The organism is Candidatus Methylomirabilota bacterium, from assembly GCA_035260325.1.
In the GTDB taxonomy this organism is placed as follows: domain Bacteria; phylum Methylomirabilota; class Methylomirabilia; order Rokubacteriales; family CSP1-6; genus AR19.
Window position 1 is genome coordinate 1 of record DATFVL010000174.1, and the last position, 19062, is coordinate 19062.

The following is a 19062-nucleotide window of genomic DNA, read 5'->3' on the forward strand; positions in this document are numbered from 1 at the left end:
ATGCTCCCCTCTCCTCGCCGTGCTCGTCGCCTGTGGCCTGCTTGCGACGTGTCCGCCAGCGCTCGCGCAGGCCCCAAGCGCCGAGCGTGAGGGCGTCAAAACTGGGGGCGTCTACCGTCGGCCCCTTGGCAACGATCCAGAAACGCTTGATCCCGCGCGGATCAGCGACATCTACAGCCGTTCAGTCTCCCAGCAGATCTTTGACGGCCTCGCCCAGTTCGACCAGACGCTCACGATCGTGCCCGCGCTCGCCGACTTGTGGCGCGCCTCACGCGATGGTCTCACGTGGACGTTCAATCTCCGCAAGGGCGTGAAGTTCCATCACGGGCGCGAGGTCACCGCGGACGATGTCGTCTTCTCCCTGGAGCGGCTCTTGGACCCCAAGACCCGTTCGGGAGCCGCCGACCTCTTCATGAACCTGCGCGGCGCGCGGGAGTTCCGGGAGGGGCGTGCAAGAACCGTGGTCGGCCTCGTCGCGCTCGACCGTCACACGGTCCAAATGCAGCTCAACGAGGCCTTTGGACCGTTCGTCGCGGTCCTCGCCGTCGGGCACGCCAAGATCGTACCGCGGGACCTCGTGGAGCAGCACGACGACGCGTTCGGCCGCCAGCCCGTCGGCACGGGGCCCTTCAAGTTCAGCGGTTGGGAGCGCGGCAAGAAGATCGTCCTCAGCGCCAACCGTCAATACTTCGGGGGGCCGCCGCGTCTCGACCGCCTCGAGTACCGGATCTTCCCCGGCGAGCAGTCCGAGGCCATGTACGACGAGTTCCGGCGCGGCGCCCTCGAGGACACGCCGTTGCCGACGCGTGACTATCGCCTGATCCTGGCGGACTCGTCGCATATCTACGTCAAGCGTCCGATGCTGAGCGTGCGGTTCTACGGCTTCAACACGCGCGTGAAGCCGTTCGACGACCGGCGCGTCCGGCAGGCGTTCATCTACGCGATCGACCGGGAGGCCATTCACCAGGAGGTCGTCGCCGGCCGATTCTCGTTCGCGCGGGGGATCCTGCCGCCTGGCACGCAAGGCTTCAACCCCGCGGTCCGGGGCTACCCGTACGACCCCGCCAAGGCGCGGGACCTGCTGGCCCAGGCGGGCCATGCTGGAGCTCGCGGGCTGCCGGCGATCGTGATCTGGTCGGGAGCCAAGCGCGACGAGGTCGTGCGCGAGCACGAGCACATGCGGAAGTATCTGGCCGCGGTGGGCTTCGAGACACAGATCCAGTACCAGACTGACTGGCCCGCGTTCTCGAAGCTCCTGAACGAGGCGAAGCTGCCGGTCTTCCTCTATGCCTGGTACGCGGACGTTCCCGATCCCGACAACTTCCTATTCAAGCTCTTCCACTCGAAGAGCTCTCGGAACTTCTTCGGATACGCGAACGCCGAGGTGGACGAGCTCCTCGTCCAGGCGCGCAACGAGCCCGACGCCCAGCGCAGGGTCGAGCGCTACCGGCGCGCGGAGCAACTCGTGCTCGACGACGCGGTGATCATGCCGGTGTGGCACTTCACCTACGAGCGGCTCTTTCAACCCTACGTCCGGAGCGTCGAGGTGAACGGCCTCGGTGACCCGTATATCCCGCTGCGCAAGATCTGGCTGGAACGCCAGCGATGAGGCTTACGTCGCTCCGCGCCAAGCTCCTCTGGGGCACGGTCCTCGTGATCACGCTCGTGATGACCGGCGTGTTCGTCGTCGTCGAGCACCGCCAGCGCGTCGCGATCATCGACGAGTTCCAGCGCCGCGGCGAGGTGCTGGCCCGGAACCTCGGGGCCATCTCCTCCGGCCCGTTGCTCCTCTACAACTACACCGCGCTCGAGCAGAACGTCGCCCGCGTCGCCGCGGAGGAGGACGTGGTGTACGCGCTGGTCCTCGACGGCGACGGCAAGGTGGCCGCCCACAGCCGCCACCCGGAGCGCATCGGGATCGCGATGGAGGGCGCGGTGCACGCGCGCGCCGCCGCCGCGGCGGAGCCGCTGATCCAGGAGACCGTCACCGCGCGGGGCGAGTCCATCTACGACTTCACCGTGCCGGTGCAGGTGGACGGCCGCAAGTGGGGCACGATCCGCGTCGGGCTCTCCAAGCAGCGCATGGACGCCGAGATCCGGAAGACCCGGCTCGAGCTCGGCGCGCTCACGCTCCTCACGCTGCTGCTCGGCGGCGCGGGCGCCGCCGTGATGGCGCGGCGGATCGCCGGCCCCATGCGCGAGCTCGCCGAGGGCGCCGCCGCGATCTCGCGGGGCGACCTCGCCCAGCGCATCGAGCCCTCCACCGCCGACGAGATCGGGCGGCTCGCGGCGGCGTTCAACCACATGGCGGTCGAGCTCGGCGAGCGGCGGCGGGCGCTCGAGGAGGCCCACCACGAGCTCCAGCGCCAGTTCGTCGAGCTGGCCGACCTCAAGAGCTACACGGACAACATCCTGGGCTCGCTCACGAACGGCATCGTCACCGTGGACCTCGACGGGCGCGTGGTGACGCTCAACGCCGCGGCCGAGCTGCTCACCGGGTTCTTCCGCGGCGAGGTGTCCGCCCGCTACTGCAGCGAGGTCTTCGCCCACACCCCGGAGCTCTCCGACATCCTCATGGAGACCCTGGCGAGCCGCGCGCCGATCACGGGGGTGAGCCTGACGTTCCGCCGCCGGAACGGCGGCATGGTGCCGATCGAGTTCAGCACCGCGCCGCTCAAGGGCGGCGAGGGCAAGGACCTCGGCGTCATCGGCATCTTCCGCGACCTCACGCTCGTCCGCCGCCTCGAGAGCGACCTGCGCCGCTCGGACCGGCTCGCCGCGCTCGGCACGCTCGCCGCCGGTCTCGCCCACGAGATCAAGAACCCGCTCACGGCGCTCGTCACCTTCAGCCGGCACCTGGAGCGCAGGTTCGATGACGTCCACTTCCGCGAGAAGTTCCAGAACGTGGTGCCGCGCGAGCTCGAGCGGATCAACGCGATCGTCGAGCGCCTGCTCGAGCTGGCCCGCCCGGCGCGGCTCCACTTCGCGCTCGTCCGCGTGCCGGCGGTCCTCGACAGCGTGGTGGAGCTGTACGCGAACCAGATCGACGGCCGGCGGATCGAGGTCGTCCGCGAGTACGCGCGCGACGTGCCGCCGATCCAGGCCGACCAGGAGGGGCTCTACCGCGTGGTCGTGAACCTCGTGGCGAACGCCCTCGAGGCGATGCCCGCGGGCGGCCGGCTCACGCTGCGCGCGGGCTGGAGCGAGAGCGGCGACGCGCCGACGGCCTGGCGCCGGCGCGGGCCGGACCGGCGGGTGAAGATCCAGGTGGAGGACACGGGCGGCGGCATCCCGGTGTCCGACAGCGACCGCGTCTTCAACCCCTTCTACACGACGAAGGAAGGCGGCACCGGGCTCGGCCTGGCCCTCGCCCACAAGATCGTCGAGGACCACGGCGGCACCCTCAACTTCAGGAGCGTCCGCGGCCTCGGGACCGCGTTCACCGTCGTGCTCCCCCTCATTCCCGAGCCCCCGCCCGGCGCCGGTCTCGGCGACGAGGCCCCGCGGTGACCCCCGAGAGCGCGTCCCGCACGGCGGCGGAGCGCGCTCGCCTCGAAGAGGTGCTGGCCGACAACGAGCAGCTCCGGCGGCTGGCGTTGAGCGTCGCCCACGACTTCAACAACCTCCTCTCGGTCATCGTCGGCTACAGCGAGCTGATGCTCCGCCGGCTCAAGCCGAACGACCCGCTGCGGGCCAGCGCGGAGTCCATCAAGAAGGCGACCGAGTGGGGGATCGCGCTCGCGCAGCAGGTCCTCCTGACGACCCGCCGCGAGGGGCCGCCCCTCACCCCGGTGAGCCTGAACCAGGTCGTCACCAACGTCACGCGCGTGCTGCAGTCGGCGGTCGGCGAGCGCATCGCGCTGGTCACCAAGCTCGACCCCGCCGCGGGCTGCGTCCCCGTCAACCACGGCCAGCTCGGCCAGGTGATCATGAACCTCATCGTCAACGCGCGTGACGCCATGCCCGAGGGCGGCACGCTGACCGTCGAAACCGAGGCCGCGGGGCCCGAGGTCCTGCTGCGCGTCGCCGACACCGGGATCGGCATGGACACGGCGACGCGGGCCCGGCTGTTCGAGCCCTACTTCACGACCAAGGAGCCGGGCAAGGGCATGGGGCTCGGCCTCTCGACGGTCAACGACGTCGTCACCCAGCACCGCGGGCGCATCGAGGTGACGAGCGACGCCGGCCGCGGCTCGACGTTCCTCGTCTACCTGCCGCGGGTGGACGAGACCGCGATGAACGGCGGGGCCGCCGCCGCGGCGGACGCGAGGGTCGCGACGGTGCTGGTCGTCGAGGTCGAGACCGAGGTCCGCACGATGGTCCGCGAGATCCTCGAGACGCAGAAGTTCGCGATCCTCGAGGCGCGCGACCACGAGGAGGCGCTCGCGCTCAGCGGCCGGCACGACGGGCCCATCGACCTCCTCATCGCCGACGTCGTCCTGCCCGTCACCGCGACGGACGAGTTCATCAGGCGCCTCGGCGCGTTCCGCCCCGGCACCCCGGTGCTCTACCTCTCCGGCTACCTCGACGACGTCGAGGGCGCGGCGGCGCTCCGCCAGAAAGGCCGCGTCCTCCAGAAGCCGTTCAGCGTCGCCGCGCTCTCGCAGGCGGTCCGGGAGGTGCTGGAGGGCGTGAAGCGAGGTCGTTGAGCCCGGAAGAGGGCCGGTCAGCGCCGAGAGGAGTCGGCGTGGTCCTCACAGCGCTCGCCGTGGCGCTCGGCGCGTACCACGGGCTCGTCGGGCTGCTCGGGCTCATCCTCGTCCGGACCGGGCCCGAGCCGTGGGACGTGCTCATCATGTCGGTGGCGCTCGCGTCCACGCCGGCGGCGTTGACGCTCGCCGCCTGGGGCGCCCGCCGCCTCGCCGCCGCGTGGCTCGCCCTCGCCGCGCTGGCCTGGGCCGTGTTCGGTTACCGCGGTGTGTGGCCCGAGTGGGCGTACGCCGCGCTCTACTATGCCCCGCAACTGGTCGCCGCCCTCGTGCTGTCGCGCCGGCGACCGGGCGCCGCCTCCGCGCTCGCCGCCACGCCCGCCACGCCGCACGTGTCGTCCCCGACGCCCGCTCGCCTCGTCGGTTGGGGCCTCGCCCTCGCTCTCGGCGTGGGCCACGCCACCCTCGGGTTGTGGCTCGTCGTCCGGGTCGCTGGGGAAGGCCGCTGGGCCCCGTGGTGGTGGATGGGCGGCGTCGCCTCCTTGCTCTCCACGCTGCCGGCGGTCGTGTCCGCGCGAAGGAGGCCGACATTCGGAGGCCGCTGGCTGGTGGGGGCCGCGTACCTCGGTGTGCTCGCCGCCGGGCGCGCGCTCTACCTGGAAGACGCCCGGTGGGCCTTCGGGTTCCTCGTGTGGTGGTTGCCCCAGTGTCTGCTCGGCGTGCTCTTCCTGAGAAGGCGACCGGCAGGATCCTGAGTCAGATCACGTCGAACTGGCAGAGGGTCCCCTCGATGACTTGCGCGAACGAGGGGTCGAGGGTCGGATAGAGCCCCCGGATCAGGTCCCACGCGGCGTGGAGCTCGTAGCCGCCCCCCGCGGCCGCGGCTACGGGTTCAGCCGGCGGCGGAGGAAACCGAGCAGGCCCTGCGGGACGAAGATCACCATCACGATGAAGATGATGCCGAGCGGGATCAGGTAGTACTCGGTGAGGAAGCGCGAGAGGCCCTCGCGCAGCAGCAGGAAGAACGCGGCGCCCGCGAACGGTCCGACGAGCGTTCCCATGCCGCCCATCACGTTGAAGATCACGACCTCGCCGGAGACGACGAAGAACACGAAGTCCGGCGCCGCGAACTTGTTCTGGATCGCGTACAGCGCGCCGGCGAGCCCGGCGACGAGCCCTGAGAGCATCACGGCCACGATCTTGTAGCGCTCGACGTGATAGCCGATGGCCCGGGTGCGCGGCTCGTTCTCGCGGATCGACTGCAGGACCATGCCGAACGGGGACTGAGTGATGCGCCGGACCAGCAGATAGGCGAGCGCCACCACCGCCAGCACGAACCAGTGGAGGGTCGCCGGCGTGAAGCGGCTGGCGGCGAGGCCCGGGAGCGAGAGGCCCGGCTGGCTGAAGGTGAGGCCGTTCTCGCCGCCCGTGACCTCCGTCCAGGTGAAGATGATGACGTAGAAGATCTGTGAGAAGACGAGGGTGGAGATCGCGAAGTAGATGTCGCGGAGGCGCGTCGCGAAGTAGGCGACGAAGACGGCCGCGGCGCCGGCCCCCGCCAGCCCGTAGAGCACGGCGAGCCAGAGGCTGGGCGGCTTCACCGTGAGGAGCGCAGCCGCGGCGCCGTACATGCCGAGGCCGAAGAACGCCGAGTGCCCGAACGAGACCATGCCCGTGTAGCCGATGAGGATGTCGGAGGACATCGCCAGGAGTCCCCAGATGAGGATCTCCGTCGCGAACCTCTGCCAGAACGGGGGCAGCACGAACGGCGCGAGAGCCAGGAGGCCCAGCACGACCGTGAACGCGATCCAGTAGCCGACGGCGCGCGGGGCGGGCCGGGCGTCGGGCGCGGCGGTCATTTCGGCGTCGGGACGAAGAGCCCGGTCGGCCGGAAGAGCATCGTCAGGACCAGCACGACGAAGGAGACGAGCACCGCCTGGGCGGGGCTCACGACGAGCGCGGCGTAGGCCTCGAGCAGGCTGACGAAGATCGACGCCAGGATCGAGCCGCCGAGGTTCCCCATGCCGCCGACGACGACCACGATGAAGGCGCGGAGCGTGAAATCGAAGCCCATCGTCTGGGTGACGCCGGCGAACGGGCCGAAGAGCACGCCGCTCGCCGCCGCCATCGCGGAGCCGATCGCGAACACGGCCGTGTGGACGAGCGGCACCGGGATGCCCATCGCCTGGGCCATCACCCGGTCCTGGGTCGTCGCCCGGATCCAGATGCCGTACTTGCCGTACTTCAGGAACAGCCACAGCGCGCCGATGATCAGGCCGGCGAGGACGGCGGTGGCGACGCGGTACCATGGGTACTGCAGATAGAAGAGCTGGAACTGGCCCGACACCGGTTCGCCGATCTTGCGCACGCTGGGCCCCCACTGCCAGAGCGCGTACTTCTGGAGCACCAGCGAGACGCCGAAGGTGGCGAGGATCGTCGTCAGCGGGTCGCGCCCGATGAGCGGCCGGAGCGTCGTCACCTGGAGCAGGACGCCGAGCAGCGCGATGGCGATCGCCGCGACGAGCAGCGCGAGCCAGAAGTTCCCCGTGATGCCCATCACGGTGGCGCCCACGAACGCGCCGAGCATCAGGAGATCGCCGTGGGCGAAGTTGACGATGTCCATGATCCCGAAGATCAGCGTGAGGCCGGAGGCCACCATCGCCAGCACCATCCCGTTGACGAGGCCGTTGATCGTCTGGATGATGATCTGGTCCACGCCTAGATCGTCCGGGTGGGCCTCGACGGCCCCCCCGGAAGCCCCCCCAGGTCGGGTTGCGCGGGCACAGCCCGCGCTCGAACGGTGGTCATTGCGACACCTCCGCTAGACCCCGAGGTACTCGTGGATGACGCTCTGGTCGGCGCGCAGCGCGGCCGCGGGCCCGTGGTGGCGCACGACCCCCTTCTCCATGATGTAGACGCGGTTGGCGGCCTCGAGCGTGAGCGGGACGTTCTGCTCGACGAGGAGGATGGCCACCCCGTCCCGGTGGAGCGCGTGCACGATCTCCCGGATCTGGGCGACCATGCGGGGCATGAGCCCTTCGGTGGGCTCGTCGAGGAGGATGATCTTCGGCTCGAGCATCATCGCGCGCGCGATGGCGAGCATCTGCTGCTCGCCGCCCGACAGCGTCCCGCCCGCCTGGTTGCGCCGCTCCCGGAGGACGGGGAAGCTCGCGTAGACCTTCTCGAGCAGCTGCTCGCGGCGTTCCGGCGTGATCCCGCGCCGGTCCAGACCCGTCCTCAAATTCTCGAGCACCGTCAGCAGCCGGAAGATCCGCCGCTCCTCCGGCACCCAGGCGACGCCGAGGCCGGCCAGGCCGTGGGGCGGCAGGCCGGTCAGGTCGCGCCCCTCGAACGTGATTCGCCCGCCCGTCCGACGCACGAGCCCCATGATCGCCTTGAGCGTCGTGGTCTTGCCCACGCCGTTCCGCCCGAGCAGGCCGACCACCTCTCCCGCGCGCACCTCGATCGACACACCGTGGAGCACGTGCGACTTGCCGTAGTGGGCGTGGAGGTCCTCGAGCACCAGCATCAGGTCTTGAGGTAGACCTCCTGCACCCGGGGATTGGCCTGGATCTCGGCCGGCGTGCCCTCGGCCAGCACCTCCCCGTAGTTCAGCACGGTGATGACGTGGGCGAGCCCCATCACGACCTCCATGTCGTGCTCCACGATGAGGATCGTGAGGTCCCGCGCGATGCGGCGGATCAGCTCCACGGTCGCGTGGGTCTCGGCCACGCTCATGCCGGCCGTCGGCTCGTCCAGGCACAGGAGGCGGGGCTCCGTCGCGAGGGCGATGCCGATCTCGAGGTTGCGCTGCTCGCCGTGCGAGAGGTTCGCCGCCGGCTCGTCCTGCTTGGCGGCGAGGCCGACGTCGCCGAGGATGGCGCGCGCGCGGTCCACCACGTCGGCGTAGGCGCGGTGGTGGCGGAGCATGCTCCAGTTGTGGTGGCGGGACTGGACGGCGATCCGGACGTTCTCCAGCACGGTGGCGCCGGGCAGGATGTTGGTGATCTGGTAGGAGCGCGCGATCGCCTTGCGCGAGATCGTGTGGGGCGGCAGCCCGGCGATGTCCTCGCCCTGGAAGACGATCCGGCCGGCCGTGGGCCGCAGCACTCCGGTGAGACAGTTGAAGAACGTGGACTTGCCCGCGCCGTTGGGGCCGATGATGCCCCGAAGCTGATGGGCGGGAACCGCGAGGGACACGTTGTTGAGGGCCGTCAGCCCGCCGAAGCGGACCATCAGCCCCTCGGTCTGCAGGAGCGCGGGCACGGCCGCTCCGCCGTTGCCGGCCGCGGCCGTCCCGCGCTGTCCCTCGCGCGTCACGCTAGGCGAACTTGCACGCCGGCGGGAAGTACGTCTTCTCCTTGGGGATCACCTCCAGGATCCTGTGCTTGTTGTTCTGGATCGTGAAGATGAACTCCCGGAGGAACGCCTGGTGGTCCTCCTTGCGGAGGGTCTTGTCGCCCTGCGGGAAGTCGTCCCCCTCCTTGACCTCCATGCCCTCGAGCGCCTCGATCAGCTTCATCGTGTCCTCGCGGCCGCGGAAGGCGGACCGCTGGATGCCGAGCTTCAGAAAGTTCGTCGCCTCGAAGTTCGACTGGACGTACCGGTCCGGCAGCGGGCCCGACGGGTCGATCTTCTTCAGGGCCGCCACCGCCTGGTCGAAGAACTTCCGGTGCGCGGACGTGTTGAGCGGCGGGTCCAGCACGGGGACGTAACGATTGACGCCGATGAACCCCTCGATCTTCTGCCCGAGGGCCGGCAGGTGCGTCGACTCGGCGATCGCGCCGTCGCCGGCGTACCGGTACTTCTTCGTGAGCCCGAGGTCGTACGCGGCGCTCGTGAAGTTGACGGCGTTGGCGCCGAAGAAGATGCCGAAGAGCCCGTCGAAGCTGCCGCTGATCTTGGAGACGAACGGCGCCATGTCGGCGGTGCCCAGCGGGATGCCGGTGGTGCCGACCACGTCGCCGCCGCTCTTCTTGATCTGCTCGATGTAGGCGTCGCGGGTGGACTGGCCCCACGCGTAGTCGAGGTAGGCGATGTGCCACTTCTTGCCCATCCTCGCGACGAGGTAGGGGGAGATCGCCACCGCCTGCGCCGGCGCGTAGTCGAACGGACGGAACGTGTACCGGCTGCACTTGCTCGTGGTGATCGTGGTGTCGAGGCACACGCTGACCATGTTGACGAGCCGGTGCTCCTCGTACACGGGCATGCAGGCCAGGCAGACGTTGGAGAGGTACCCGCCCACGTGCGCGTCGATCTGGTCCTCCACGACGAGCTTCTCCGCCTTCCGCCGTCCCACGTCCGGCTTCGACTCGTAGTCGGCGACGAAGAGCTCGACGGGCCGGCCGTGGAGGCCGCCCGCGGCGTTGATGCGCTCGATCGCCATGTGCACGCCGACCAGGGCCGTCTTGCCGCCCGCGGCCGCCGTGCCCGAGAGGGGCTGGAGCGTGCCGATCTTGTACGGCTTGGCCTGCCCGAAGGCCTCGCGCCACGGCGCCGGCACGAGCGTCGTCGCGCCGAGCGCCCCGGCGGCCGCGGCCGAGAGGCCGAGGAACTTCCGGCGCGTGGTCTTGCCGCTCCACCACACGTCCATCGTCCAGGGTTCGTCCTGCCAGCGTTCGCCCATATTCGTCCTCCTGGCCGCGCGCCGCGGGCCGAGCGCCCACGACGCGGGCAGCGGGGTGTCCGGAACGGAGTGGCCCCTATCTACACCAACCGGTCGGACCACGCAAGGGGGGGCCCGCCCGCGACGGTGCTACGTCGCGACGTGGTCGCGCGCGAGCGGCCGCCGGACGTCGGTGCCCGAGAAGAGCAGCGTCACGATGATCTCGACCGACGCGTTGCCGCCGAGTCCCTGGCAGCCGATCGCGGCGCGCGTGGGCTTGCCGCGATCCCCGAACGCCTCGACGAGCAGATCGGCCGCGCCGTTGATCACGCGGGGCTGGTCGCTGAAGCCCGGCGCCGAGTTGACGAAGCCGGTCATGTGCACGATCTGCTGCACGCGGTCCAGATCGCCGAGCGCGTACTTGACGGCGGCCAGCGTCGTGAGCGCCGCGTACCGGGCGGCCTCGTAGCCCTGCTCGACCGTGAGGTCCTTGCCGACCACGCCCGGGAGGTGGGGCCCTCCGCCCTTTCGGGGCGTGGTGCCGGACAGGTAGAGCAGGTTCTGCACCGGGAAGTGGGAAATGTAGTGGGCGCCGGACGGGTTCGTCCGGTACAGGTCCTCGAGGCTCGGCACCGCCAGCCCCAGCCGCTCGAGCTTTTCCTCGACTCGCATCTCGTCCTCCCCGGCGACCCGGCGGAATGCCGCCGTCGCCTACAGCGTGCCCGGGTACGCGCCGCCGTCGATCAGGAAGTTCTGGCCCGTCATGAAGCCCGCCTGCGCGCTGCAGACGAACGCGCACAGGTCGCCGAACTCCGCCGGATCGCCGAAGCGCGCCGACGGGTTGGCCCGGTGGCGGTCGCGGATGACCTCCTCGACGGTCCGGCCGCTCGTCTTCGCCTGGATGGCGATCGTCGAGCGGAGGCGGTCGGTGTCGAACGGGCCGGGCAGCAGGTTGTTGATCGTGACGTCGTGCGCGACGGTCTTCCGCGCGAGACCCGCGACGAAGCCCGTGAGCCCGGTGCGCGCGCCGTTCGAGAGCCCGAGGATGTCGATCGGGTGCTTCACCGCGCTCGAGGTGATGTTGACGATGCGGCCGAAGCGGCGCGCGATCATCCCGTCCACGGTCGCCTTGATCAGGAGGATCGGCGTGATCATGTTCGCGTCGACGGCCCGGATCCACGCCTCGCGGTCCCAGTCGCGGAAGTCGCCCGGCGGCGGGCCGCCGGCGTTGTTGACGAGGATGTCGGGCTCGGGGCAGGCGGCGAGCACCGCCGCGCGCCCGGCCTCCGTCGTGATGTCCCCGGCGACGGCCGTCACGCGCACACCCGTCGCCTCGCGGATCTCCCGCGCCGTCGCCTCGAGCACGTCCTTGGTGCGGGCGTTGAGGGTGACGTTCACGCCCTCGCGGGCGAGCGACAGGGCGCACGCCCGGCCGAGCCCCTTCGACGCGGCGCACACGATCGCGTTCCGGCCCCTGATGCCCATGTCCATCGCGTGGCTCCTCGGTGCGGCTACGCGAACCGGCAGGCGGCGGGGACGACGGTCTTCTCCTTCGGCACCACCTGGAGGATCCGGTGCTTGCCGCCCCGCATCTCGAAGATGAACTGCCGGATGAAGGCCTGGTGGTCCTCCTTGCGGAGGGTCTTGTCGCCCTGCGGGAAGTCGTCCCCCTCCTTGACCTCCATCCCCTCGAGCGCCTCGACGAGCTTCGACGAGTCCTCGCGGCCGCGGAAGCCCGACTTCTGGATGCCGAGCCTCAGGAAGTTCATCGACTCGAAGTTCGACTGGACGAAGCGGTCGGGGAGCGGGCCCGACGGGTCGATCTTCTTCAAGGCCACCACGGCCTCGTCGAAGAACTTCCGGTGGGAGGGCGTGTTCAGCGGCCCCTCGAACACCGGCAGGTAGCGGTTCTGGCCGACGAAGCCCTCGATCTTGCCCCCGAGCGCCGGCAGGTTCGTGGACTCGGCGATCGAGCCGTCGCCGGCCCACCGGTACTTCTTCGGGAGCCCGAGGTCGTAGGCCTGGTTGCCGACCGTCACGGCGTCCTTGCCCGCGAAGACGAAGAAGAGACCGTCGAAGTTGCCGCTGATCTGGGCGAGGAACGCCGTCATGTCCGCGGTGCCGAGCGGGATGCCGGTGCCGCCCACCACCTCGCCGCCCGCGCGCTTGATCTGCTCCACGTACGCGTCGCGCGCCGACTGGCCAAACGCGTAGTCCTGATAGACGATGTGCCAGCGCTTGCCGAGCTTGCCCACGAGATAGGGCGCGAAGGCGACGGCCTGGGCGGGCGCGTAGTCGAAGGGGCGGAAGGTGTACCGGCTGCAGCGCGTCGTGGTGATCGTCGTGTCGAGGCAGACGCCGATCATGTTGACGATCGTGTGCTCCTCCCAGACCGGCATGCACGCGAGGCAGACGTTCGACATGAAGCCGCCCTGGTGGGCGTCCACCTTGTCCTCGAGGGCGAGCTTCTCCGCCTTGCGGCGGCCGACGTCGGCCTTGGACTCGTAGTCGGCGATCAGGAGCTCGATCGGCCGGCCGTTGACGCCCCCCGCGCGGTTGATGCGGTCCACCGCGAGCTGGGTGCCGACCAGCGCCGTCTTGCCGCCGACCGCCGAGGCGCCGGAGAGCGGCTGCATGGTGCCGATCCGATAGGGCCTGGCCCGGCCGAAGGCCTGCCGCCACGGTGCCGGCACGGGGACCGTCGCGCCGAGCGCTCCCGCGGCGGCCGCGGAGACGCCGAGAAATCTGCGTCGCGTCGTCTTGCCGCTCCACCACATGTCCCTCGCCCAGGGCTCGTCCTGCCAGCGCTCGGCCATCAGCGTCCTCCGGGGTGTCGTGTCGTGGGCGTCGCTCCGCCGAGGAGTCCGGCGGCGGCGAGCGCCTTCCTGATCGCCTCGCGCTCGGCCGCGCTCACCGGGGTGAGCGGCGGGCGGACGTGCGCCGCCGGGATGCGCTCGAGGAGCACGAGCGCCTCCTTCATCCGGTTGTGCATGTCCACGAACGGCGGCGCGTAGAAGACCCGCACGAGCGGGTCGAGCCGGTCGTTGATCCGGCGCGCGCCCTCGAGGTCACCCTTCTGGCAGGCGTCGAACAGCTCGGCCTGGAGGTCGGCGGTGACGCTGCCCATGCCGGAGATCGCGCCGTCGGCGCCGAGCAGGAAGGTGGCCATGAGCGACATCGTGAACGCCGAGAGCATCGCGACCGGACGGCCCGTGGCGCGCAGCGAACGCAGATTTCGCTCGAAGGCGACGATCTCGTTCGACCAGTCCTTGACCGCGGCCACTTGCGGAATTTCCGCGAGCTTCGCGAGAGTCTCGGGGGTGTAGCCGATACCGGAGTCCGGCGGGTACTCGAAGACGATGATCGGCAGGTCCGCCTTCTCGGCGATCTCCCCGAAGTGGCGGAGGGCCATGTCGGGCTTCTGCTGGGCGCCCCACATGAAGAGCGTCGGCGGGAAGACGAGGACGCCGGCCGCGCCCGCCGTCTTGGCGTCGCGGGCGAGCTCGACCGCCTCCTGCGTGCCGTCCGAATAGACGCCCGCGACGACCGGACACTGGGCGCCGACCTCGTCCAGCGCGATCGCGAGCGCGCGCCGGCGCTCCTCGCGGGAGAGCGACGAGACCTCCGCGGCGTGGCCGTTGGCGACGATCCCGGTGACGCCGCGCGCGTCGGCGAGCCAGCGGAGGTGCTTCCGGTACGCGCCCTCGTCGATCGAGAGGTCGGCCTTGAAGGGCAGGACGTTCGCCGGCATGACGCCCGAGAACTTCACCATCGCGACACCTCGTCGGAGATTTCCTTGGCCGTGACGACGCGGCCGTAGGCACGCCCGATGATATCAAGAGTCGCGCGCTGGATCTCGGGCCAGAGCGTTGCCACCCCGTCCTCGGCCACGGTCACCCGGTACTCGCGGCTGAACGCGCCGATCACCGTGGCGAGCACACAGATGTCGGTCATGGTGCCCGTCACCACGAGGGAGGTCACGCCGCGCGCGCGCAGGGCGCCGTCGAGGGGCGTCCCCGCGAAGCCGTCGTACCAGCGCTTCCTGACGACCAGCTCGCCCGGCGCCGGCCTGAGCTCCTCCACCGTCTCGGCGCTCGGCGTTCCCTCGAGGCACGCCGACGAGGGCCGGCCGAATCCGATCGGCGCCCCCGGCCTCGCGGGCCTGTGCTCGGGGTGGAGCTCGCCGACGAGGAGCGGCGCCGCCTCGGAGTACACGAATTCGGTGAAGACGACCGGCAGGCGCTTCGCGCGGAAGGTGTCGAGCAGCGAGCGGATCCGCGGCACGCACTCGCGCGCGGGCGCGACCTCCATCGCCTCGCCGGGCCGGAGGAAGCCGCGCTGCATGTCCACGACGAGGAGCGCCGTCCTGCCGGGCTCGAGGCGCAGGACGCGGTCGAACGTCTCGCGCCGATCATCGCTCACGCGAGCCTCGGGAGGATCTCGCGCGCGATCAGCTCGACCTGCTCGCGCTCGTACCGGTAGGGGATCAGGATGAGGCGGTCGACACCGGTCGCCGCGTGGGCGCGGAGCTGCGCCACGCACTCCTCGACGCTCCCGCGGATCGCGTGCTCGATCGTGGACTCGCTCCACGCCGCGACGTCCCACTCGGTCTCGAGCCAGCGGCGCATCGGCGCCTCGGTCTCCGCGCGCGAGCGGCCGACGTAGATGGCGAGCTGGTTCGTGCCCGTGAGCGTCTTGGGATCACGCCCGGCCTCGCGGGCGAAGCCCTCGATCTTCTCCCACGCCTTCCGGTAGCTCTCGGGCGTGTAGAAGTAGGTGAGCCAGCCGTCGCTCTTGGTCGCCACGCGCTTGAGCACCGCGTCGACGTAGCCGCCGATGAGGATCGGCGGACGGGGCCGCTGGACCGTCCGGGGACGCATCACGGCGTCACGCAGGTTGAACTCGTCCGCCTGGAGGGTCACGCGGTCCTCGGTCCAGAGCCGCGTCAGGATCTCGAGGTTCCGCTCGAAGAGCCGGCCGCGCTGCTTGAAGGGCACGCCCACCGCGTCGAACTCGCGCGCGTACCAGCCGGCCGCGACGCCGAGGATCAGCCGTCCCTTGGAGACGGCGTCGAGCGTTCCGAGCGCCTTCGCGGCCACGGTGGGGTTCCGGAGCGGCAGGACCATGACGCCCGTGCCGAGCTTGATCCGGCGCGTGCGCGCCGCGATCGCCGTCAGGATCCCCACCGCGTCGAGGATCGGGAACGCGGGCTCGACGCCGAGGATCACGTGGTCCCACGCCCAGAGGGACTCGAACCCGAGCGCCTCGGCGCGCTCCGCGTAGGCGAGGATCGCGTCCACGTCGGGCGTCTCGCTGGGGCCGACGAAGTTCTTGAGGGCCAGGCCCCACTGGATCATTGAAGGGCTCGTCTCGCAGCGCGACGCCGCTCAACTCGCACTGCCATGCTAGCCGAGGAACCTGCGCTCGGGATCGAGCGCGCGCAGCATCTCGAGCTCGTCGGCCGACGGCGGCTCGGTGGTCTCGATCGTCGGCGCCCGGCCGAGCTCGAAGCCGGTGTTCGCCTGGATGTCGTCGACGGAGACGCCGGGGTGCGTCGCCTCGATCCGCATGCGCTTTGTCTCCGGGTCGAAGCCGAGGAGCCCGAGCGTCGTGACGACGCGCGAGACGCCGCCGAAGAGGAGGCCCGCGGCGCGCCGCGCGCCGTCGCCGGCGAGCCACGCCGGGCTCGTGACGAACGCGACGCGCGGGACGAAGCGGCGTTTCTCGTGCGCGGTGACGATGATGACCTCGCGGCAGAGCGAGGCGATGTCGTTGGCTCCGCCGGTCCCAGGCAATCTCACCGTCGGCTTCCAGTAGTCGCCGATCGCCGTGGTGTTGATGTTGCCGTACTGGTCGATCTGCGCGCCGCCCATGAACCCGACGTCCACGAAGCCGCGCTGGGCGAAGAGGAAGGCGTCCGTGATGCCGGGCAGCATCTGCGCCCGCCGGCCCGCGCGCATCTCGTTCGTCGAGATCGGGAGCCGGCCCGGGGCGATCTCGGGCCCGATGATCCCGCCCTCGATCACCAGCGTGAGCCGCGGCGCGTGCCGCTGCTTGGCGAGGGCCGCCGCCAGGAGCGGGACGCCGACGCCCGCGAAGACGGTCGTGTCGTCGCGGAGCTGGCGCGAGGCCATGACCGCGAGGAGCTCGGAGGCGTTGGGCGCGCTCACGCGTCGACCGTCAATTCACGCGCGCGCCGCACCTGGCGGGCGAGGCGCTCGCCGCCGAAGAGGTCGAGGTAGTCGGCGAAGGTCGGCGGCGCGTACGCGTAGCGCTCGAGATAGCCGGCGACCGCCTGCGGGCCCTCGGCGTCGATCGCGGCCGTGTACTCGGCGAAGTGGTCGAAGTCCGCCTCGTAGAGGCCGTAGCACTCGTGGGGGAACGAGCCGAAGGGGACCAGAACGAGCGCGTCCACCAGAAAGCCCGGGATGACGGTGCGGTCGGGATGACGCCGCGTCTCCTCGTCGGAGACGATCTCCTCCGTGGTCACGACGACCGTCGCCGCCGCCCGCGCGATGTCGGCGTCCATGTGGGGGTAGCCGTCGATCTGGCAGTTGCCGAAGCGATCGGCGCGATGGACGTGGAGGAGCGCGACGTCGGGAAAGAGCGCGGGGACCGCGGCGAGGGTCTCGCCCGTGTAGGGGTCCTGGAGCGTCTTCGTCCCGCCGACCGCCATGAGATCGGAGCCCAGCATCGTGAGCGCGGGGAGAAACGGCACGCCCATCGCCCCGGCGCGGAAGCGGAGGCCGAGGGCCAGGTGGCTCCACTCCTCGAGGGCGACCTTCCCCGACTCGACGTAGTGGCGCATGACCTTCGAGACGCCCCAGGGGAGCCCGATCGACATCCACGCGGTGACGATGCGCTCCACGGCGCCCGCGGCCATGAGGAACTCGCCCTCGGTGCAGGTGAGGTTGCGCGCGAGCGTGAGCCCGCGCCGTCGCTGGCGGAGCACCTCGCGCACGAGCGCCATCGGCGTGCGCGAGAAGAGGCAGCCGCCCACCGCGACGTGGTCGCCGTCCTTGACGCGCGCGGCGGCGTCCTCGACCGTCGTGAGCTTCGCGCCCGCCGACTTCGCCTTCGCCTCGATGCGCCGGCGGGCGGCGACGAAGTCGTACTCGCGCGGGTTCAGGTGAGGACCTCCCAGCGGGGCTGGTGGCGGTCGAGCTCGCGTCGCGTGCGCGCGTCCATCGGATGCTCCCGCTCGGGCACCTCGACGCGCTTCACCTCGCCGCAGAGCGCCGTCGTGAAGTAGCGCTGGCCCGTGTCGTTCGCCATCGTCACGATCGCGGCGAGCTCCGGGTGCCGGCGCGCGAGCTTCAGGGCCGCCGCCACGTTGCAGCCGGTCGAGATGCCGCAGAAGATCCCCTCCTCGCGCGAGAGCCGGCGCGCCATGGCGACCGACTCCGCGGTCGTCGTGGTGATGACGCCCGACAGGAGCGAGACGTCGAGGTTCTCGGGGATGAAGCCGTCGCCGATCCCCTCGATGCCGTGCGGGCCCCACTCGCGCCGCGCGAGGAGCGCGCACTCGTCGGGCTCCACCGCGTAGAGGCGCACCCCCGCGTCCCGCTCGCGGAGGAACCGGCCGACGCCCGAGAGCGTGCCGCCGCTGCCCTGCGCGTCCACGAACGCGCCGACGCGCCCGCCGCACTGCTCCCAGATCTCGGGCCCGGTCGTCGCGTAGTGGGTCGCGACGTTGTCGGGGTTGTCGAACTGGCCGGGGACCCAGTACGCCGGGGGGTCGGCTGCGCGGATCTCGGCGAGCCGCCGCAGCGAGAGGTCCACGTCGCTCTCGCCGCCGGGTGTCTCGACCAGCTCGGCGCCGTAGGCGCGCATGATCTTCTTGCGCTCGTCGCTCATGCCCTCGGGCATGACGATCGTGCACGGGTAGCCCTTGACCGCCGCGACCCACGCGCACGCGATGCCCGCGTTGCCGGTGGAGCACTCGAGCACGCGCATGCCGGGCTTGAGGTCGCCGCGGGCCTCGGCGCGGTCGAACATGTGGAGGTAGATGCGGTCCTTGAGGCTGCCCGTCGCGCCGTACCACTCGAGCTTCAGGAAGACCGCCGGCGCGAGCCCGGCGCTCACGCGCGTGAGCCCGACCAGCGGCGTGCGGCCGACGGCGTGGGCGATCGAGGGCAGGGCTCCGCGATAGGTATCCCAGCGGATCGTCACGGGATCAGAAGTCTACCCGAAACCTCCTACGGTATCCACGCGAACCGGTACGTCGCGGCGCCGAACAGCACGCTGGCCCACCAGAGGGCGAGGAGCGTCCGCATCCAGCGCTTGTAGTTGCTGAAGCGGAGCCGCGGCGGGACGACGTTGGTCGCGGCGACCAGGATGACCCACGCGCCGAGCGCGAGCACGCTGGTGCCGAGCGTCATGTGGACGGCCACGGCGACGTTCACCCGCGTGGGGCCGTCGTGCACGAGCGCCGGGCCGAAGCCCGCGCGGAGCTGCGGGATCATCCAGACGGCCGTCAGCGCGACGGCGACGGCGAAGGCGGTCCCCTGGCAGGCGCCGTGGGCGCGGTACCAGCCGCGGCGTGCGAGGAGGACGCCGACCAGCAGGACGAGCGCGACGCCGACCTGCGCGACCAGGTTGAGGTCGGCGCCGAACGGCGTGTTGCCGGTGAGGAAGCCCGAGCCGTACATGCCCGACGATTCTACGGCGAAACGCCCCCCGGGGATCTCGCGTCACTCTGAGGCGCTCGACGGCTGGCGTCCGCGTATCGGGGATACGCGGCCCAGGGTCGCAGGACCTACCTGCACACGCTGGTCTGTCCGCTATGCGACTCCGGCACGGCGGCGG

Annotated in this window: 19 protein-coding genes; 4 read left to right on the forward strand and 15 right to left on the reverse strand. The window is 70.9% G+C overall.

What is annotated here, in order from left to right; translation table 11 throughout:
* The 4 genes from VKG64_11525 to VKG64_11540 all read left to right on the forward strand — a co-directional run.
* Positions 1 to 1609, forward strand: a 1609-nt coding sequence (locus tag VKG64_11525; protein ID HKB25669.1) for an ABC transporter substrate-binding protein, incomplete at its 5' end; no start/stop codon positions are given.
* A complete protein-coding gene (locus VKG64_11530; protein HKB25670.1) occupies positions 1606 to 3510 on the forward strand; it encodes an ATP-binding protein in 1905 nt (634 codons plus the stop codon). The genes VKG64_11525 and VKG64_11530, both read left to right, overlap by 4 nt.
* The gene (locus VKG64_11535) at positions 3507 to 4649 is read left to right on the forward strand and encodes an ATP-binding protein (protein HKB25671.1); all 1143 of its coding nucleotides are present in this window, start codon (positions 3507 to 3509) and stop codon (positions 4647 to 4649) included. Before VKG64_11530 ends, VKG64_11535 begins: the two co-directional genes overlap by 4 nt.
* 38 nt (positions 4650 to 4687) lie before the next feature.
* Positions 4688 to 5404, forward strand: a complete 717-nt coding sequence (locus VKG64_11540) for a hypothetical protein (protein HKB25672.1) — start codon at positions 4688 to 4690, stop codon at positions 5402 to 5404.
* Between the two features lie 129 nt (positions 5405 to 5533).
* Here the strand turns inward: VKG64_11540 and VKG64_11545 are convergent, their stop codons facing one another.
* From VKG64_11545 to VKG64_11615, 15 genes are all read right to left on the reverse strand, one after another.
* Positions 5534 to 6508 (reverse strand): branched-chain amino acid ABC transporter permease, encoded by a 975-nt coding sequence (locus VKG64_11545; protein HKB25673.1) that lies wholly within the window; start codon positions 6506 to 6508, stop codon positions 5534 to 5536.
* Positions 6505 to 7365, reverse strand: a complete 861-nt coding sequence (locus VKG64_11550; protein HKB25674.1) for a branched-chain amino acid ABC transporter permease — start codon at positions 7363 to 7365, stop codon at positions 6505 to 6507. Before VKG64_11550 ends, VKG64_11545 begins: the two co-directional genes overlap by 4 nt.
* Before the next feature lie 105 nt (positions 7366 to 7470).
* Complete coding sequence (locus VKG64_11555; GenBank protein HKB25675.1) at positions 7471 to 8178, reverse strand: ABC transporter ATP-binding protein; 708 nt, start codon at positions 8176 to 8178, stop codon at positions 7471 to 7473.
* Entirely contained in the window at positions 8178 to 8969 is a 792-nt protein-coding gene (locus tag VKG64_11560) for an ABC transporter ATP-binding protein (protein ID HKB25676.1), read from the reverse strand. The genes VKG64_11555 and VKG64_11560 overlap by 1 nt, the downstream gene beginning before the upstream one ends.
* Before the next feature lies 1 nt (position 8970).
* Positions 8971 to 10275 carry an ABC transporter substrate-binding protein gene (locus tag VKG64_11565; GenBank protein HKB25677.1) on the reverse strand — a complete coding sequence of 435 codons (1305 nt, stop codon included), beginning with the start codon at positions 10273 to 10275 and terminating at the stop codon, positions 8971 to 8973.
* Between the two features lie 129 nt (positions 10276 to 10404).
* On the reverse strand, positions 10405 to 10926 hold the full coding sequence (locus VKG64_11570; protein HKB25678.1) for a RidA family protein: 522 nt from the start codon (positions 10924 to 10926) through the stop codon (positions 10405 to 10407).
* Positions 10927 to 10965: 39 nt separating this feature from the next.
* Positions 10966 to 11745 carry an SDR family oxidoreductase gene (locus tag VKG64_11575; GenBank protein HKB25679.1) on the reverse strand — a complete coding sequence of 260 codons (780 nt, stop codon included), beginning with the start codon at positions 11743 to 11745 and terminating at the stop codon, positions 10966 to 10968.
* 20 nt (positions 11746 to 11765) lie between these two features.
* Positions 11766 to 13070 (reverse strand): ABC transporter substrate-binding protein, encoded by a 1305-nt coding sequence (locus VKG64_11580; GenBank protein HKB25680.1) that lies wholly within the window; start codon positions 13068 to 13070, stop codon positions 11766 to 11768.
* Positions 13070 to 14026 carry a dihydrodipicolinate synthase family protein gene (locus VKG64_11585; GenBank protein ID HKB25681.1) on the reverse strand — a complete coding sequence of 319 codons (957 nt, stop codon included), beginning with the start codon at positions 14024 to 14026 and terminating at the stop codon, positions 13070 to 13072. Before VKG64_11585 ends, VKG64_11580 begins: the two co-directional genes overlap by 1 nt.
* Positions 14020 to 14676, reverse strand: coding sequence for an isochorismatase family cysteine hydrolase (locus VKG64_11590; GenBank protein ID HKB25682.1), 657 nt, complete (start codon positions 14674 to 14676; stop codon positions 14020 to 14022). Before VKG64_11590 ends, VKG64_11585 begins: the two co-directional genes overlap by 7 nt.
* Positions 14673 to 15611: a TIGR03619 family F420-dependent LLM class oxidoreductase gene (locus VKG64_11595; protein HKB25683.1), complete on the reverse strand. Its 939-nt coding sequence runs from the start codon at positions 15609 to 15611 to the stop codon at positions 14673 to 14675. Before VKG64_11595 ends, VKG64_11590 begins: the two co-directional genes overlap by 4 nt.
* A gap of 48 nt (positions 15612 to 15659) precedes the next feature.
* Positions 15660 to 16388 (reverse strand): CoA-transferase, encoded by a 729-nt coding sequence (locus VKG64_11600; GenBank protein ID HKB25684.1) that lies wholly within the window; start codon positions 16386 to 16388, stop codon positions 15660 to 15662.
* A 32-nt stretch (positions 16389 to 16420) separates the two neighbouring features.
* Positions 16421 to 17341 carry a CoA-transferase gene (locus VKG64_11605; GenBank protein HKB25685.1) on the reverse strand — a complete coding sequence of 307 codons (921 nt, stop codon included), beginning with the start codon at positions 17339 to 17341 and terminating at the stop codon, positions 16421 to 16423.
* 38 nt (positions 17342 to 17379) lie between these two features.
* Entirely contained in the window at positions 17380 to 18426 is a 1047-nt protein-coding gene (locus VKG64_11610) for a cysteine synthase family protein (GenBank protein HKB25686.1), read from the reverse strand.
* Between the two features lie 26 nt (positions 18427 to 18452).
* Positions 18453 to 18905, reverse strand: coding sequence for a DUF420 domain-containing protein (locus VKG64_11615; GenBank protein HKB25687.1), 453 nt, complete (start codon positions 18903 to 18905; stop codon positions 18453 to 18455).
* Between the last annotated feature and the right edge of the window lie 157 nt (positions 18906 to 19062).